Origin of the sequence: Kurthia sp. ISK08, assembly GCF_046159805.1 — a bacterium.
GTDB lineage: Bacteria > Bacillota > Bacilli > Bacillales_A > Planococcaceae > Kurthia > Kurthia gibsonii.
The window spans coordinates 570,718-588,353 of record NZ_JBJXHL010000001.1 but is presented as its reverse complement, the minus strand read 5'-3'; the positions used below and the strand labels follow the sequence as shown (position 1 = coordinate 588,353).

Annotated in this window: 14 protein-coding genes; 13 read left to right on the top strand and 1 reads right to left on the bottom strand. The window is 32.8% G+C overall.

Annotated features, from left to right (window positions below; all coding sequences use genetic code 11):
* Positions 1 to 6 precede the first annotated feature (6 nt).
* The 9 genes from ACKVQX_RS02800 to ACKVQX_RS02760 all read left to right on the top strand — a co-directional run bounded on the left by ACKVQX_RS02800 (position 7) and on the right by ACKVQX_RS02760 (position 7,357).
* Positions 7 to 729, top strand: a complete 723-nt coding sequence (locus tag ACKVQX_RS02800; protein WP_068455565.1) for a cytidylyltransferase domain-containing protein — start codon at positions 7 to 9, stop codon at positions 727 to 729.
* Positions 729 to 1,802, top strand: coding sequence for a UDP-2,4-diacetamido-2,4,6-trideoxy-beta-L-altropyranose hydrolase (gene pseG, locus ACKVQX_RS02795; RefSeq protein ID WP_068455564.1), 1,074 nt, complete (start codon positions 729 to 731; stop codon positions 1,800 to 1,802). The genes ACKVQX_RS02800 and pseG overlap by 1 nt, the downstream gene beginning before the upstream one ends.
* A complete protein-coding gene (gene pseH / locus ACKVQX_RS02790) occupies positions 1,789 to 2,322 on the top strand; it encodes a UDP-4-amino-4,6-dideoxy-N-acetyl-beta-L-altrosamine N-acetyltransferase (RefSeq protein ID WP_068455561.1) in 534 nt (177 codons plus the stop codon). The genes pseG and pseH overlap by 14 nt, the downstream gene beginning before the upstream one ends.
* Positions 2,323 to 2,333: 11 nt before the next feature.
* Positions 2,334 to 3,383 carry a pseudaminic acid synthase gene (gene pseI, locus ACKVQX_RS02785; protein WP_068455558.1) on the top strand — a complete coding sequence of 350 codons (1,050 nt, stop codon included), beginning with the start codon at positions 2,334 to 2,336 and terminating at the stop codon, positions 3,381 to 3,383.
* Positions 3,384 to 3,396: 13 nt separating this feature from the next.
* Positions 3,397 to 4,530 (top strand): UDP-4-amino-4,6-dideoxy-N-acetyl-beta-L-altrosamine transaminase, encoded by a 1,134-nt coding sequence (gene pseC / locus ACKVQX_RS02780; RefSeq protein ID WP_068455555.1) that lies wholly within the window; start codon positions 3,397 to 3,399, stop codon positions 4,528 to 4,530.
* 123 nt (positions 4,531 to 4,653) lie between these two features.
* Positions 4,654 to 5,019 (top strand): flagellar protein FlaG, encoded by a 366-nt coding sequence (locus tag ACKVQX_RS02775; protein WP_068455551.1) that lies wholly within the window; start codon positions 4,654 to 4,656, stop codon positions 5,017 to 5,019.
* Positions 5,020 to 5,036: 17 nt separating this feature from the next.
* On the top strand, positions 5,037 to 6,551 hold the full coding sequence (gene fliD / locus ACKVQX_RS02770) for a flagellar filament capping protein FliD (RefSeq protein WP_068455549.1): 1,515 nt from the start codon (positions 5,037 to 5,039) through the stop codon (positions 6,549 to 6,551).
* A gap of 39 nt (positions 6,552 to 6,590) precedes the next feature.
* Positions 6,591 to 6,992 (top strand): flagellar export chaperone FliS, encoded by a 402-nt coding sequence (gene fliS / locus ACKVQX_RS02765; protein WP_068455544.1) that lies wholly within the window; start codon positions 6,591 to 6,593, stop codon positions 6,990 to 6,992.
* Positions 6,992 to 7,357 carry a flagellar protein gene (locus ACKVQX_RS02760; RefSeq protein WP_068455541.1) on the top strand — a complete coding sequence of 122 codons (366 nt, stop codon included), beginning with the start codon at positions 6,992 to 6,994 and terminating at the stop codon, positions 7,355 to 7,357. Before fliS ends, ACKVQX_RS02760 begins: the two co-directional genes overlap by 1 nt.
* Positions 7,358 to 7,460: 103 nt before the next feature.
* Here ACKVQX_RS02760 and fliB read toward each other — a convergent pair whose 3' ends face one another.
* A complete protein-coding gene (gene fliB, locus ACKVQX_RS02755; protein ID WP_068455538.1) occupies positions 7,461 to 8,645 on the bottom strand; it encodes a flagellin lysine-N-methylase in 1,185 nt (394 codons plus the stop codon).
* Between the two features lie 192 nt (positions 8,646 to 8,837).
* Between fliB and ACKVQX_RS02750 the strand changes: the two genes are divergently transcribed.
* From ACKVQX_RS02750 to secA, 4 genes are all read left to right on the top strand, one after another.
* Positions 8,838 to 13,589 (top strand): hypothetical protein, encoded by a 4,752-nt coding sequence (locus tag ACKVQX_RS02750; protein WP_068455535.1) that lies wholly within the window; start codon positions 8,838 to 8,840, stop codon positions 13,587 to 13,589.
* Between the two features lie 219 nt (positions 13,590 to 13,808).
* Positions 13,809 to 14,186 carry a PilZ domain-containing protein gene (locus ACKVQX_RS02745; protein ID WP_068455532.1) on the top strand — a complete coding sequence of 126 codons (378 nt, stop codon included), beginning with the start codon at positions 13,809 to 13,811 and terminating at the stop codon, positions 14,184 to 14,186.
* Positions 14,187 to 14,286: 100 nt separating this feature from the next.
* On the top strand, positions 14,287 to 14,847 hold the full coding sequence (gene hpf, locus ACKVQX_RS02740) for a ribosome hibernation-promoting factor, HPF/YfiA family (RefSeq protein ID WP_068455529.1): 561 nt from the start codon (positions 14,287 to 14,289) through the stop codon (positions 14,845 to 14,847).
* 273 nt (positions 14,848 to 15,120) lie between these two features.
* On the top strand, positions 15,121 to 17,634 hold the full coding sequence (gene secA / locus ACKVQX_RS02735; RefSeq protein ID WP_068455526.1) for a preprotein translocase subunit SecA: 2,514 nt from the start codon (positions 15,121 to 15,123) through the stop codon (positions 17,632 to 17,634).
* The last annotated feature ends 2 nt before the right edge of the window (positions 17,635 to 17,636 follow it).

Genomic DNA, 17,636 nt, shown 5'->3' with positions numbered 1-17,636 from the left:
AACATAATGAAAGTTGTAGTAGTTATACAAGCGCGAATGGGTTCTTCTCGTTTACCTGGAAAAATACTTATGCCACTGGGAGAACAAACAACTTTACACTATGTGACAGAAAGATGTAAACAGATTAAAGGAGTAGCAAATGTAATTGTTGCAACGTCTACTTTAGAAAAAGATAACCAAGTAGAGCAATGGTGTTTAGAAAATCAAATACAATGTTTTAGAGGCTCAGAAACAAATGTTTTACAACGCTATATGGATGCAGTTCAAGATATAAAGCCAGATTATATATTGCGTGTAACAGCAGATTGTCCATTTGTAGATTATGAACTTGCTTCCGAATTAGTAGAAAAGCTAAATGATACAAGTATAGACATTATAGATTTACAAGGCGAGTTACCACGTGGTTTAGCAGTAGAAGCTATTTCTTATCGTGCTTTACAATATATCGCAGAACATGCATATGCAGAACGACATTATGAGCACGTAACATACTATGCCTATGAATATAAACAAGAATTTAAAAGAGCGATGTATGAAGTATCTAAAGATCATCAACAACCACAATTGCGAATCACATTGGATACAAAAGAAGATTACGAAGTACTATTAAAAATTGCTAGTCATTTTAAGAACCCACTTGTATCGAGTTCAGATATCATCGACTTTTTATTAAAAAACCCACACATTGCACAAATTAATCGTGATATTGTGCAAAAGCCTGTAGTGTAATGTGGAAAGTTATTATTCGAGTTGATGCCTCACAAGATATTGGGTCAGGTCATGTTATGCGCTGTTTAACATTAGCTCACCAATTACAAAACTGTGGTCATCAGGTCAAGTTTATTTGTCGAGAAGCAGATGGAGACTTAGAAAATTATATTCGAGAACAAGGTTTTGAGGTAAGGTTACTCCCATATATTAAATCTAATATATGGGAATGGATGAAAGAGAACTACAAACAAGATGTAAATGAAACAACCCAACTATTAAAAAATGAAATGATTGATTTACTTATAGTTGATCATTATTCAATTGACGAAAAGTGGGAAAAAGTATTATCTAAATATGTGAAAAAAATAATGGTAATTGATGATTTAGCTAATAGACGCCATCACTGTGATTTATTACTTGATCAGAACTATTATAAAAATAAAGAAATACGCTATCAAAAATATATCTCAAATGAAACAATTCAATGTTTAGGGCCTAATTTCATGTTAGTTAGAGAAGAATTTTACGCGTCTTATTCAACTAATCAACAACCAACGATTTTTATATTTTTTGGATCAGTAGATCAAACAAATGAAACGTTAAAAGTCTTAAAAGCGTTAGGTAAATTACAGAAAAAACGTTTTTTTCATATAATTACAGTTGTAGGTTCAATAAACCCTAAACGCTATGAAATAGAGGCTTACTGTCAATCGCTATCTTCTTGTGAATTTCATTGTCAAGTGGATAATATGGCAGAATTAATGGCAAAAGCTCATTTTTCAATTACATCAGGTGGGACAATTACGTGGGAACGTGCAATGATGGGTTTGATGGGAATTGTGATTACTGTGGCAGATAATCAGATAGAATTAACAGAAAACCTTAATGAACAACAGGCTATTTGTTATTTAGGTGAGTCTATACAAGTATCTGAAGAAATGATTTATAATCAAGTTTTAGAAATTTTTCAAAAACCTAATCTCTTAAAGACTTGGCAATTGAATATGAATAAAATATTTAATAAAGAGTATGTTATGAAAAAGCCTTTACTAGAAAAAATAAATGAGGTTATGGCAGATGTTAGATATTAATAAAAGTCGACTTGAAGACTTATCAGAATCTACAAAAACAACTGTATTGAAATGGAGAAATCAACATCATATTCGAAGTATGATGTTTAATCAAAATAAAATTACTGTGAGAGAACATGAACAGTGGTTTGAGAATTTAAAAAACAATCAAAATCAAATTGTAAAAGTCTTTTATTATGATGAGATGCCAATGGGTGTTGTTACATTTACGAAAATTAAAAATACACTTTTATACGAGTGGGGATTTTATATTGGCAATATTGAAGCACCAAAAGGACTAGGTACGCTACTAGGGGTATGCGCGTTAGATTATTATTTTACTTCGATGAACAAACATAAGTTAGTAGGAGAAGTCTTAGCATATAATCAAAAAAGTATTGCATTTCATAAAAAGCTAGGTTTTCAGCAAGAAGGCATTTTAAGACAGCATTATAGCGTTAATGAAAAATTACATGATGTACATCTATTCGGTATTTTAAAAGAAGAGTGGTTTGAAATAAGACCGTATTTTAATAAATGAGGGAGATTAGTATGACAATTAAAGTAGAACAATATGAAATTGGCTTTGACCAAAGACCGTTTATTATTGCAGAAATGTCAGGCAATCATAATCAGTCTTTAGAAAGAGCTTTAGAAATTGTAGAAGCGGCTGCAAAGTCAGGTGCACATGCGTTGAAAATCCAAACATATACAGCTGATACATTGACATTAAATGTAGAAAGAGATGATTTTCTAATAAAAGATGAAGAAAGTCTTTGGAAAAGTAGAAAATTACATGATTTATATAATGAAGCCTATACACCGTGGGAGTGGCATGAACCGATTTTTAATCGTGCAAAAGAATTAGGTATGTTAGCGTTTAGTACTCCTTTTGATGATTCAGCTGTCGATTTTTTAGAAACTTTGGACGTGCCACTTTATAAAATTGCATCATTTGAAAACACTGATTTACCTTTAATTAAAAAAGTTGCAGCTACAGGAAAGCCAATGATTGTTTCAACGGGTATGGCAAACGCAGCAGAATTAGATGAGTTAGTTAGAACAGCAAAAGAGAATGGTTGTAAGGATTTAATTCTATTAAAATGTACAAGCACGTATCCTGCTACTCCAGAAAATACAAATATTGCAACAATTCCACACATGCGTGAATTATTCGATGTACAAGTGGGATTATCTGACCATACGATGGGAACTGGCGTGGCTGTTGCTGCAGTTGCATTAGGTGCAACAGTTATTGAAAAGCATTTTACGTTAAGTCGTGCGGATGGTGGTGTGGATGCCGCATTTTCAATGGAACCTGCTGAAATGAAAGCACTAGTAGAAGAAACGGAACGTGCATGGCAAGCAATTGGTAAAGTAACGTATGGTCCAACAGAGAAAGAGAAGGCGTCATTAAAATTTAGACGTTCTATTTATGTTGCGAAGGATATTCAAGCAGGTGAATCTTTCACAGAAGAAAATATTCGAATTGTACGTCCTGGATATGGATTAGAGCCAAAATATTATCCTAATCTTATCGGAAAAGTAGCTAAAAAAAGTTATACAATGGGAACACCTATTACATTTGACGACTTAATTTAACGGAGTGATTTGAATGAAAAAAAGAACTGATTTTTTACCTTACAGTACACAACAGATTTCAGATGAAGACATCAAAACTGTAATCGAAACACTCAAGTCACCCTATTTAACAACGGGACCAAAAGTTAGTGAATTTGAAAAAGTAGTGGCAGATTATGTAGGTGCGACTTATGCTGTTGCTTTTTCAAATGGCACAGCGGCGCTTCATGCAGCTTGTTATGCAGCGGGTATTACACAAGGTGATGAGGTGATTACAACGCCTATTACGTTTGCTGCGAGTGCTAATTGTGTGCGCTATATGGGGGGCGAAGTTATATTTGCGGATATTGATGAAGAGACTTACAATTTAGATCCAAAAGAAGTAGAAAAAAAGATTACTTCAAAGACAAAAGCCATTATTCCAGTTGACTTTACAGGACAACCAGTTGATATCGATGCTTTTATGGAAATCGGTAAGAAACATAATATAGTTATTATTGAAGATGGCGCTCATTCTCTTGGTGCTAGTTATAAAAAACGTAAAGTCGGTGCCACTGCAGATATGACGATGTTTAGTTTTCACCCTGTCAAACCAATTACCACAGGTGAAGGCGGTATGATTGTTACAAATAATCGTACCTATTATGAAAAACTCCGTTTATTTAGAGGGCATGGTATTACACAAACAGCCTATGCAAAAGAGCAAGGTGATTGGTATTATGAAATGACGGATTTGGGATATAATTATCGCATGACTGATATTCAAGCAGCTTTAGGTATTTCACAGATGAATCGTCTAGATGAGTTTATTGAAAAAAGACAAGAACTAGCGAATTTATATACCGAAAAAATTAATCAGTTACCGACATTAAAAGCACCAAACCAGTTAGCAGATACAAAATCAGGTTGGCATCTATACTCCGTTCAACTGGATGAAGTAGCTTTAGGTAAAACACGTAAAGAAGTATTTGAAGATTTAAGAAATGCTAATATAGGCGTTCATGTACATTACATTCCAGTATATTGGCACCCATATTATCAAGAGTTGGGCTATAAAAAAGGGATATGTCCAAAGGCAGAACAATGGTATGAACGTGCATTAACATTACCATTACACCCACAGATGAATGAAGCAGATGTAGATTTTGTTTTGTCATATTTTAAATAATAAAGAAAAAAGGGGATGTAATATAGACATCTCCTTTTAAGTAGATTTTTATGAGTTACTGAATGTTTTTTTGAAACGACCGATAATAAGGGTAATAACGTTTTGTAAAAAGGAGAGTTAATTATGAAAATCTCAACTGATACAACATTAGAAAGTACTGTATATGCTCAAAAAAATAAAGAGAAAATGATTACTAATCCTATTCCTAATAATACAGTGCGTACATCAAATATTTCAGAAATGACCGATGAGTCTGGCCATCCCACAAAAGAAGCATTTCAAGTCGCTGTGAATAAATTAAATGAATTCATGGAATATACAAATAAAAGTTCGAAATTTATTTTTCATGAGGGTTTAGGTAAATATTACGTTGAAGTTGTCGATGCTAAGACAGAAGAAGTAATTAAAGAGATACCTCCAAAGGAATTACTAGACGCATATTACGAAATGCAAAAAATGATAGGCAATATTGTTGATCAAACGATTTAAAAGGGAGCTGAATGTTAATGGTGAATAATGTTAATAACTCAAATACAGCAACGTCATCTTACTCTTATTTACAATACAAAAATAAAGTAACAGGTCTTGCGTCAGGTATGGATATCGACTCTATTATGGAGAAGTTAATGAAAGCTGAAAGTGCCCAAATGGAAAAGCTACAGCAACAAAAGCAAAAATATGAGTGGAAACGTGACGCTTATAGAGAAGTAAACACAACGTTATCTGCATTTGAAAAAGGAATATTTGATAATTACGGTTTGTCAAAAAACTGGAATGCTAAAACGGCAACAAGTACATCGTCTTCAGTTTCCGTAACGGCAAACAGTACAGCTTCAGGTAATTTAACAATTACAGAAGCAACAGCAGCAACAGCAGGACAAAAAGTAGGAGATTTAGTTGGAGTTACTAGTCAATCTACATTATCAGAATTAGGTATGACAACAGATGGGAAAATTAAAATTAAAGCAATTAACGATTCTGGTACGTATACTGAGAAAGAAATTTCTTATAAAACGACAGATACGATTTCTGATTTAATGTCTAAAATTAATAACTCGGGTGTAGGTATCACAGCTTTAGCTTCTGAAAATAAAATTTCTTTGCAAGCTAATTCAACTGGAACTGGAGTAGATGGTTCTATTAATGTAACCGAAGATGATGGCGGTGTATTTAAAGCGCTAGGTTTATTGGCAACTGGTACAGGTAAAGTAGCAGAAGGCACGAATGGTTCAATGGTTGTAAACGGTGTAAAGATGGAAAGCACATCGAATAAATATAATGTGTCGGGCTATACAGTAAAGGTAACGAATAATATCGTTGCAGGTACAGATGCGCCAGCAAAAATATCTTCTACAACAGAAACAAAATCCATTGTAGACAAAGTAAAAGAATTTGTTGCCACATATAATGGATTAATTGAAGATTTAAATAAGCGAGTTTCAGAGAAAAAGAATCTATCATACCAACCTTTAACAGATGCACAAAAAGCAGAATTAAAAGATGATGAAATTAAAAAGTGGGAAGATAAGGCTAAAGCTGGTCTTTTAAAAAGTGATGCGAATATCAATAAAGTACTTTCAGACATGAGAAGTACTATTTCGAACTATGGTGCAGGTTCAGATGACATGTTAGCTAAGATTGGAATCAGCACTTCGAAAACTTGGTCTGATAATGGGAAATTAGAAATCGATGAAAATAAACTTACAAAAGCTTTAGAAGAAGATCCAAATGTTGTCATGCGTATTTTTACAGGCGACCCTGAAAAAGGTACAAAAGGAATTGTTTCAGAGTTAAAAACTACAGCTCAAAATGCAGTGAAGAATATTGAAAAAACAGCAGGTAGAGAATCTGCTTCAGATAGTTCATATGCTTTAGGGAAAAATTTACAAGATATCAATATGAAAATTGATGATTGGAAAGATCGTTTAAAAGGAATTGAGGAACGATACTGGAAGCAATTTGCAGCGATGGAATCGGCCATTCAAAAAGCAAATTCACAGTCAGCTATTTTTGCACAATAATTTTAGTAATGAGTTTTAAATAAAAAGGAGTTGTTCGATTTGTCAGTACAAAATGCTTATAATGCGTATAAACAAAATAGTGTTACGACCGCGTCCCCTGGTGAACTGACATTAATGCTTTACAATGGCTGTCTTAAATTTTTAACACAAAGTAAAAAAGCAATTGAAGAAAAACAATACGAATTAAAAAATACGTACATTCAAAAAGCGCAAGCAATTATATCGGAATTAATGGCTACATTAAATATGGATATAGAAGTTTCTAAAAATATGTTGTCTTTATACGAATATATGTATCATCAATTAACATTGGCAAATGCAAAGTTAGATGTCTCAATAATTGAAGAAGTAGAAGTTTTAATTACAGATTTTCGTGATACATGGAAACAAGTAATTCAAATCAACCGTAAGCAACAATTTGTATCTGGAGATTCTGTATAATGGACTTAGTTCAACAGCTTCTTCTTTTATCTGAAAAGTTGTATCAAACACTCGAATATGTTGAAGAAGATAAAGACGAAAAACGTGATGAACAAATTGATTTAATTAATAAATTACTTGATGCACGTGGACAAACAATTTCGAAGCTAGAAGAATTGGGTGAACGCCCACTTCATGGACATGAAAAAGAAGCATATTTACGTGATTTAAATCATGGTATTATTGAACGTCTTCATACCTATAAAGGACGTATTAAAGAAGATATGCAAAAACTACAAGTATCCATGAAGTCAGAGACACGTTATGTTAACCCATACAGTCATCTTCAAAATTTAGATGGAACATATTTTGATAAAAGAGAATAAATCAGAATCTAATAAGTGATACATCAATGAATAAAATAGAATACTAAGAAACGCGGAAATGTAATTTATATTACCTTTTCGCGTTTTTCTATAGGGTAGATATTTAAATTTTTAATAAATGTATAGCTTGGCTAGCAATAGAGAATTCTTTTTCAGATAGAATGTTAACAGCTTCATCAAAGTAAATAGAGCTATGAGAGCAAGCTTTAGTAAATTTTTGAACGATTTTAACTAAACTTTGACTATTCATATCTATATGGTTTATATTCCCGATTATTAATAAGCGTAAAAGAGAAAAATGAATTACAAGATATGAAAAGAAATGAATATTTGTTTTTGCTTCACTTTCGAAATATTTAGTGAAAACTAAATTTACAAGATAATTTTCAAGTATGATTTGAATATCACTATTATTTTGGTAATCTTTTTTATACGTATTGATAAATTCACTAAAAGCAATAATGTCTTCAAGTAAGTCTATACTATTGAAAGCAGAAGTAGCTATTTCTTTAAAGTAAGCAGAGTCTGTATTAAATTCTTTTAAAAAATAATGAGCTAATTTAGTTTGTATTAAAGGGTATGTTTGGAATGTTGCTAACAATTCATCTTCTTCAAGTTGATTTAGTAAGTCCAGATAGTGAGTACTAAGATATGATGATTGTTTCATACGTTCTTTAATCGATAAATTTTCAATTTTCTTAATATAAAGTCCAATCACCAACAGTCGTGTTTCAATAGAATGCTTTCTATGTTGTAGAGCACTAATAAAGAAAATACGGTTATCCCAAAAGTATTGATATTCTATCTCTGTCTTTTCGACATGTTCTATATAAGATGTATGTTGTATAGCTTCATCTTCAATAAAGTCAATGCCTTCTTTGTTTAATAGGATAAGTCTAGCTGCTTCTGGACAAGAAGTGTCTAAACTTTTCTCAAACGTCTGGTTAATTTGGATGTTTTGTCTTGGATATACAGTACACGTATGACAAAGCGCTTTTTCACCTAACGTTTTTTGAATTGTACATAAGTTTTCTTCATCAAGCATCGTACATTTTTCATCGGTATCTAATTTGAATTTTCCATATTGTAAATCAGTTTGTCCTTGGCGATTTCGTTGAATATTCTTTTTTAACACATCTTTAATTGCGAGATTTTTTTCATTTTTATATTTTTGATACGATTTTTTATCAATATCTATTCTCCAACCAGCACAACATGTATCTTCGCATGCTCCACCAATACATGAAAATTGATCGTAGTAGCTAGGTTTTAATTCAGTCTTTTGCATAGTTAAAACGCCTCCTTATTCTCTCATAATATCGGTAAGACTTTTAAAATGTTGCTTTTATTACAAAAGTTACAAAAATCTTTTTTCCTCAATAATGTATTCCTACGGACGATATAAAAATTATAGATTGATTCAATAATTATATAGTATGAACAACTTAGTTTAACAAAATTATTATAGGGAGGGTCCTTCATGAAAAAGCAATTAATCGCATTTGGTTTAGCTTCCATGCTGACAGTACCGACATGGCTTGCAGCAGCGCAACCAATGGATGTAAGTGCCAAGAAAAAAGTGACCGTATCGAAAAAAACAAAAGCTGTCATCTCAAAAATTAAAGCACTCAACTCCAAAAAATCCAATTATGTTAAGAATACATTAGCTGCTCAAACAGCATATAAAAAATTATCAAAAGCTGATAAAAAACAAGTTTCTAACTATAAAACACTTCAAAAGCATATGAAAGCTGTTCAACCAATGGTGAATCAAGTGAATTCGCTAAAAAAAGAAGCAGCTAAACTATCTTCTAAAAACTATAAAACACAAGCCGCAAAAGTTTCGATTCAATACGGAAAGTTAAAAAAATCCGCAAAAGAATATGTTCCAAAATCAACCGTTAATAAGATTACATATTACGATAATCTGAACTCTGCAAATGTAAATATGCGTAAGTTGACGAAGTTAGCTACTACAACAGACATTTTTTCATTAGGAGCTGAAAAAAGTGGCGATATTTTGAGTTTCATTGTAGCTTATGAAAAGTTAAGTGATAACCAAAAGCGTATTTTAGGTGGGTCTCAAGAAGAAATCGACTACTTATTACAATTAAAGCCGATTGTTCAATTAGCTATTAATTACGATACGCAGTATGAAAAATTAGCCCCAACAAATAGTAGCTATTTAAAACAAGCATACGATTTGCATGGGAAGTATAAAACAGATCGTGAACAAAAAGTTGAAACATCAAAAGGTCCTCGTCAAGTAAATCAGTTTACGAAGAATGATAATACTTTGACAAAGTTACTGGACACAATTCAAGTTGAAATAACATTGAAAAATAATTTTGAAGCAGCAGTTAATGCACTTCCAGGTCAATCAGATCGCTATACTCTTGTTCAAAATGCTGTGAATCTTTATAAAAATATAACGGCAACAACGTATAACGGTAAACGACTAAAAGGAAAGCCAATTGACATAGTTGATAAAAAAACACTTGCTGAGTATAAAAAGTATGAAACAATTCCTTCTGTTGTAAAAGATTTGAGAGAGGCAGAATCTTATAATTCAACAAATAGTTTTGCGATTACGAATCAAGCACGCTTAATTACAGCAGGTTTTGATCAAGAAACAATTGATAAAATCCGTAATCAAGGCCGTATTCCTTATGAAAAAAACATTACAACATTAGATATTGCTATTAAAAATTATGAGAAGTTAGGCGCAGATCAAAAATCGATTGTAGATGAGGTAGTAACTACACAAAAAAATTATGCGAATGATAGCGCCGCGTTTAAAAAGGGTCAGGCGATGACAAAAGCTTTTAATGATGGTATTGCGAAAAATGATTTAGCTGCTATTATGAAACAATTCGATTTGTATAAAAAAATAGCACAAGAAAATGACCGTAGTATCCGTTATGTTTCTGCTTCGGATTTATTAAGTGTTACACCGCTTACGTATAAGACACAGTTGGATCATGTGAAAAATTTTGAAACAGCTGCTGGACAATATGCGACAAAAGCAGATATTCAAAATTTAGTAAAGTTATATCAAACAGTTGAAAAAGATAAACCTTCAGCTCTCAAAATGATTGATACAAAAGTAGCCAAAGATTATACGTTGGCAAAATCAATCTTAGAAATTGATACATTGATGGCAAAATCAAAGCCGAGCTACACAACAGCGAAATTAAATAATATTTTAGCTGCTACAAAATTGTATAGTAAATTGGATGCGCCGAAAAAGTCAATTGTGGATAGTTTAGGACATAATGTAGATAGTTTTGTAGAAGATGAAGCTGCAATCAAACAAGCAATGACTATCGATAAAAAGTATTTAGCATTAAAGCCATCTCAAAAGTCTTATACAAAGGATGCAAAATCAGTCTTTAACAGTTATTTAGATGCAAATGATACGGTAAAAAAGTATATTTTAAATAGCACAAAGATTTCAAACTTAGCTTCTACTTTAAAAGAACCACAAGATAAAGTTGATTTATTTGAAAGAACAATTAATAACGTGTATGAGGAAGTCTATTCTAATGATTTAGTGAATAAGACAACAATTGCAAATATTAAAGCGGTTATTAATACGTATGAAAATACGATTAAACCTTATGCAAAATATAATAATTTGGTTGATAGCGATGTAATGAAGAAATATAAAAAATTAACACCAATTGTCGATGTATATAATCAAATTTTTAATTTAAAAGCAACACCTACAACAGAATTACAACGTGAAAATATTTTAACAGCTAAAAAAGCTTTTAATAAGTTGGACACTTTCGGTAAGGCAGTTATTCAAATTGAAGATAAGGTACAGCCGAAATTACGTTTATTGGATGATGAAAAACAAATTATCGAAGCGAAAAAAATTGATGGGATGTATAAATTATTAAATGTGAATGACACAAAATACGAAAGTAAGTTATACAATGTGTACAAAGAATATGTAAAAGCAACAGATGATGTAAAAAATTATGTCATTAATAAAGGTATTCTTACTGCAGTTCCTGCGAAATACGATAAAGCCATCAAAGCAGCCATTGTATTTGAAGAAAGTGTAAAATCAATTAATCGTACAAGTAAAATTATTAATGTACACCAGTTAAAGGCAATTTATGATCAGAATAAAAAAGTAGCACCTGAATTTGTTCAATTTGTTGATCCAGCAATTATGAAAAAATATGATGAATATATTCAATTATTATTCATTCAAGATGTTGCTCAAAATTTATATGAATATCAGCGCATTAATGGTAACTGGGTAAAATATGATGCATGGTTCTATGCATTCAGTCAATCGACAGATAATTTAAAAGACGTTTTAAATATGCGAAAAGCTTTACTTTATTTTAAAGAATTCAATCCAATTCAAATGTCAATTTTAAATAACTCACCGAACTATACAAGTTATGAAGGATTAAAAGAAGATTCTAATGGTAATAATATTCCAATTTATGATGTGAATACAGGAGAAATTATTGGTTATAAACCAGAACTTGACTATAAAGATAAGTTTGCACCAGATGAAGTAATTTATAATCCGATTGATTGGTTGAACTATACGCAAGTTCAAAATTTATTAGATGCGATGAAATATGAAGAACGCTATAAGACATTAAATAATAGTGGTAAAAATAACGCGCGTGATGCGATAAAATTAGTACGTGATTTTGAAAAAGAATCTTTAGGCGTACGCGGGTATTTCTTATATAGACCTGAATTAAAACAATTAGAAAATACGTTTGCAATTCCTGTAGCAAACGCAGATGCATTCGAAGAAGCAGTAAAAGTATATGATCCAAATACAGGCAATGTAACGGGTTTAGAACCGATGCGCTTAGCATATAATAAACTAGATTCAACTGCTTTAAGTATCGTGAGTGCATCATTATTAAAACAATACAAAGATTACATGTTGTCGAAAGACTTATATAGTCAGTATCAGCAAATTAATCCAACAGCTAAAACAATGAGTAATATTGAAAATATGGACTTGTTTTTAACAGCCTATACAAAATTACCAGCAGGTTCTAAAAAAATTGTACGCAATTCGATTGCAGACCCGACTTTCTTCAATCGTCTATTGACGGATGAAAAAGATATACGTGCTGCACATGCAGTTGATAAAAAATATGAAAAATTAGATACACAAGGTGATTCATATGAAGTAGAAGCTCTAAAATTATATAAAGAGTATGCGAAGTTAACAACGAATGCTCAAAATAATTACTCTGTATATGGCAAAATATTAGCTGATTTACATGCAAAGTATGGTGATTCTTTAGGCTTTGGAAATAAAGAAGATAATGCAAAAGCGACAGCAGATGAATTCACACGTTTAGTAACAGCTTTAAATGCAGATTCGACATATGCAGATGTAGTTAAAGCAGCTGAATTTTATGATTTTTTATCTGTACCACAGCAATATACAGGCAGCAGTAAAAAAGTTATTGGACTGACATTTGTTGATAAACCGATTGTGACCAAATATAAACTGTATGAGGGACTTATCACAATTAAAAAACAACTCGATAAAGTAACTTATCCAAAAGCAGCTCCAGCAAAATATACAGTAACTGAAAAAGAAGCAATTAAAACAGCGATTGCAGCTTATAAAAAGCTGTCAAAAAATCCGAAAAATATTTTAGAGCAAGATGATTCAGCATTTGGACCAGCAGCACAACCAGAAAATGAAAAACGTTATCTATTATTAATTGAAGAAGATATTAAAGTAGCTGAGGCGGCAGATGCGAACTTCTTAAAAGTGAAGAAAGGCGACAAAACATTTGTTAAAAATATTATTGTAGCGATGAAATCGTATAATGTATTGACAGATTTACAGAAGCAATTCTTTACACAAACGAAATTGTATACAACATATAAAAAATACGATATGGCAACATCAATTGTTGGTAAAGTCGATACAATTCCAGAAGCAATTAAAATTATTGTAGATTTTGAAAAAGCGATTCAAGAAACACAAGAACTACATGATGACATTAATCAAACACCAGGTACTATAGATCCGAAAAAGTACACAGAGATTCGAGATAAAATGGTTGAAGCGAATAAGGCTTATAACTTCATTAACCGAGATTTTAATATTGAAGGACAGGTCATTCGCCCACTTTCATTAGCAGATAAAGTGGCTGTACAACGCTATAAATACTTTATGGCTGTTTATAAAGTACAGGAATATTTGGATAATCTAAAAAAATAAGTGTAACTTTTAAAGCACCTCATATGTTGAAGTATGGGGTGTTTTTTTATAGGCTACAAAAGTGTTTCATCTATTAAAAAACCAGGAATTGTTCAAAAAGTCGACAAAATATCGTTTATTCTATAACAATGGTTGTGTTATATATAATTTATTTAGTATAAAAGTAATTGATATTTGGTATAATTAAAATAATATTATAAAGATAGGAAGGTAGTAAAAATGGAATACAAACGTTCTGAATCTTTCAGGCATATTTTAATTAAGCCTGTCGATGTTCAATATAGTTGTAATGTGGACCAGCAAGTAGCCTTAACACGTACGGGTAAAATGTTAGATATTAGTCCGAGTGGTATGAGCTTGTTAGTGACAAAACAGCTAACAGATGAAGAGAAAGAATATCCACTCTTGCTATCTTTTTGTTTATATAAACAAACGATTGAATCTCAAGGGGCGATTAGGTGGGAGAGGTTTCATCCAGAAGGTTATCAATATGGCATTGAGATGGTGGAAAGTACACAGTTAGAGAATATAATTGTTTCTGAGCTAAAACAACGTCGTCGACAAGAAGTATTAGATGCTAAAAAAGGCACTTTCTAAAATTTCTTTTATATTTCTATAATTTTTTCGTCGTTTAAAGAAGGAGTTACAGGGTAAATGTAGAATATAGTAGATATAGGTTCATGAAGGAGGAGTTAATATGCTAACATTTAACATTCGTGGTGAAAACATTGAAGTTACTCCAGCAATTCGAGAGTATGCTGAAAATAAGGTCCGAAAACTTGAAAAATACTTCAATGAGGAAATTGATGCTACAGCTCACATCAACCTAAAAGTTTATCAAGATCGTAGCTCTAAAGTGGAAGTTACAATTCCAATGAAGAAATTAATGCTTCGTGCTGAAGATCGAAATGATGATATGTATGTAGCGATTGACCAAGTAGTTGCAAAACTAGAGCGTCAAATTCGTAAGCATAAAACAAAAGTGAATCGTAAATTCCGTGAGCGTGAAGGCGTAGGCACTTATTTTGCACAAATTCAGCTTGAGCCAGAGAGAGTAGCGGATGATGCAGAAGAAAGTTTAGAAATCGTACGTACAAAACAATTCGATTTAAAACCAATGGATGATGAGGAAGCCATTCTTCAAATGAATTTGTTAGGTCATGACTTCTATATCTTCACAGATGCAGAAACAAACGAAACAAACATTGTTTATAAACGTAAAGACGGCAAGTACGGTTTAATTGAAACAAACCAATAATTTATTTTAGAATAGAAGGAGAACTAGTTCAGCTAGTTCTCCTTTTTGGTGTAAAAAATATGAAGAATGCTATCATATCGCACCTTTTTAATGATATAATCAAAAAGCCGTGTGAAAGTAAAAATTTAGGCTATTTCTAAGTCGAATGAAATAATCGATTCAAAAAAATAAACCAAGTAACTCGTATGAGAGAAATAAATATATCGTTCGTTTGCACTAAGAACTTTAAAAATGATAAAATGAAATATAAGACTATATAGGATGTGAAATGAAATGCTTGGCATATTTAATAAAGTTTTTGATCCGAATAAACGTGAACTGAAAAAAATCGAGAAGATTGCAGACGCGGTTGATTCGTATTCAAAAGAGATGGAAGCATTAACGGATGAACAATTACAACAAAAGACAACGGAATTTCGTGAGCGCTTAAATAATGGTGAAACACTTGATCAAATTCAACCAGAAGCTTTTGCGGTTGTACGTGAAGCTGCGAAGCGTGTACTTGGAATGTTCCCTTACCGCGTACAGGTAATGGGTGGTGCTGCATTACATGGTGGTAACATTGCAGAAATGAAAACAGGTGAAGGTAAAACATTAACAGGTACATTACCTGTTTATTTGAATGCCCTAACTGGTAAAGGTGTACACGTCGTAACAGTCAACGAATATTTATCAAGTCGTGATGCTGAGATTAACCGTCCTCTTTATGAATTTTTAGGTTTAACGGTAGGTTTAAACTTAAACAGCTTATCAAAAGAAGAAAAACGTGCTGCTTATGCATGTGACATCACATATAGTACAAATAACGAACTTGGGTTTGACTACTTACGTGATAATATGGTGCTTTATAAAGAAGAACGCGTACAACGTCCATTACACTTTGCTGTAATTGATGAGGTCGATTCCATCTTAATTGATGAAGCGAGAACACCATTAATTATCTCAGGTCAAGCAAACCAATCAGCTGCACTATACAAACAATCAAATGCGTTTGTACGTATGCTGAAAAAAGATGAAGATTATAACTATGATATTGAATCAAAAGGTGTAACGCTAACAGAACAAGGGATTGAAAAAGCTGAGCGTGCTTTCAATATTGAAAACCTATTTGATTTAACACATGTTGGCTTAAACCATGCGATTAACCAATCGTTACGTGCGCACGTTGCGATGCACTTAGACGTTGATTACGTTGTACAAGACGGCGAAGTGATGATCGTTGATGGCTTTACAGGTCGTATTATGAATGGTCGTCGTTATTCAGAAGGGCTTCATCAAGCAATTGAAGCAAAAGAGGGCGTTGAGATTCAAAATGAATCGATGACGATGGCGACAATTACATTCCAAAACTACTTCCGTATGTATCAAAAGTTATCAGGTATGACAGGTACAGCAAAAACTGAGGAAGAGGAATTCCGTAACATTTATAACATGGATGTTATTGTGATTCCAACGAACCGTCCAATTGTACGTGAAGACCATGCAGATTTAATCTATGCAACAATGCAAGGGAAATTTAACGCAGTTGCACAAGATATCGCAGAACGTCATAAAAATGGTCAACCTGTATTGATTGGTACAGTAGCAATTGAGACGTCTGAATTATTATCACAACTTTTAACAAAATTAAAAATCCCACATAAGATTTTAAATGCGAAAAACCATGAATTTGAAGCAGAGATTATTGCAGAAGCAGGTCATAAGGGTTCTGTAACAATCGCGACAAACATGGCTGGTCGTGGTACGGATATTAAATTAGGTGAGGGCGTTCTTGAATTAGGCGGTCTTGCTGTAATCGGTACAGAACGTCATGAATCACGTCGTATTGATAACCAGTTACGTGGTCGTGCGGGTCGTCAAGGTGACCCGGGTGCGACACAATTCTATCTATCATTAGAAGATGAATTGATGAAGCGTTTTGGTTCAGACAGTATGAAAGCGATGATGACACGTTTAGGTATGGATGATACGCAACCAATCCAATCGAAAATGGTATCGAGAGCTGTAGAATCAGCGCAAAAACGTGTAGAAGGTAATAACTTTGATGCACGTAAACGTCTTCTACAATATGATGATGTATTACGTAAACAACGTGAAATCATCTACAAAGAGCGTTATGAAGTTCTAGAAACAGATAATATGCGTGAATTAGTTGAGTCAATGATTGATGAAGAATTAACAACTGCTGTAGCAACATATACACAAGGTGATACACCTTCTGAATGGAATTTACAAGGTTTAGAAGCGTATGTTGGTAGCACACTATTACCAGAAGGTGAAGTGCGTGTTGCAGACTTTGAGCATAAAGAGCCTGAAGCAATCATTGAGATGTTACGCGAAAAAATTAAAGCTGCATACGATGAAAAAGAAGCTGAGCTATCTGAAGAACGTATGCGTGAGTTCGAAAAAGTTATCTTACTTCGTGCAATCGATTCAAAATGGATTGACCATATTGATGCAATGGATCAATTACGTCAAGGGATTCATCTGCGTGCCTATGCACAAATCGATCCATTACGTGAGTACGAGCAAGAAGGTTTCCGTATGTTTGAAGAAATGGTTGCAGCAATTCGTTCTGAAGTTGCCCGTTTCGCAATGAAAGCGGAAATTCGTTCGAACTTAGAGCGTGAAGAAGTAGCAAAAGGACAAGCGGTGAACCCGAAAGAAGAAGGTTCAAAACCGAAGAAAAAACGTCCAATCCGTAAAGAAAAAGAAATCGGTCGTAATGACTTATGTCCTTGCGGCAGCGGTAAAAAATATAAAAACTGCCACGGTGCGACTGAATAAAT

What these genes read in the sequence shown, in the direction of transcription:
- ACKVQX_RS02775 (WP_068455551.1), top strand. Translation starts at nt 4,654, where the DNA reads ATGAAAATCTCAACTGATACAACATTAGAAAGTACTGTATATGCTCAA.
- pseG (WP_068455564.1), top strand. Translation starts at nt 729, where the DNA reads ATGTGGAAAGTTATTATTCGAGTTGATGCCTCACAAGATATTGGGTCA.
- pseC (WP_068455555.1), top strand. Translation starts at nt 3,397, where the DNA reads ATGAAAAAAAGAACTGATTTTTTACCTTACAGTACACAACAGATTTCA.
- pseH (WP_068455561.1), top strand. Translation starts at nt 1,789, where the DNA reads ATGTTAGATATTAATAAAAGTCGACTTGAAGACTTATCAGAATCTACA.
- ACKVQX_RS02760 (WP_068455541.1), top strand. Translation starts at nt 6,992, where the DNA reads ATGGACTTAGTTCAACAGCTTCTTCTTTTATCTGAAAAGTTGTATCAA.
- ACKVQX_RS02745 (WP_068455532.1), top strand. Translation starts at nt 13,809, where the DNA reads ATGGAATACAAACGTTCTGAATCTTTCAGGCATATTTTAATTAAGCCT.
- ACKVQX_RS02750 (WP_068455535.1), top strand. Translation starts at nt 8,838, where the DNA reads ATGAAAAAGCAATTAATCGCATTTGGTTTAGCTTCCATGCTGACAGTA.
- ACKVQX_RS02800 (WP_068455565.1), top strand. Translation starts at nt 7, where the DNA reads ATGAAAGTTGTAGTAGTTATACAAGCGCGAATGGGTTCTTCTCGTTTA.
- hpf (WP_068455529.1), top strand. Translation starts at nt 14,287, where the DNA reads ATGCTAACATTTAACATTCGTGGTGAAAACATTGAAGTTACTCCAGCA.
- secA (WP_068455526.1), top strand. Translation starts at nt 15,121, where the DNA reads ATGCTTGGCATATTTAATAAAGTTTTTGATCCGAATAAACGTGAACTG.
- fliD (WP_068455549.1), top strand. Translation starts at nt 5,037, where the DNA reads ATGGTGAATAATGTTAATAACTCAAATACAGCAACGTCATCTTACTCT.
- pseI (WP_068455558.1), top strand. Translation starts at nt 2,334, where the DNA reads ATGACAATTAAAGTAGAACAATATGAAATTGGCTTTGACCAAAGACCG.
- fliB (WP_068455538.1), bottom strand. Translation starts at nt 8,645, where the DNA reads ATGCAAAAGACTGAATTAAAACCTAGCTACTACGATCAATTTTCATGT.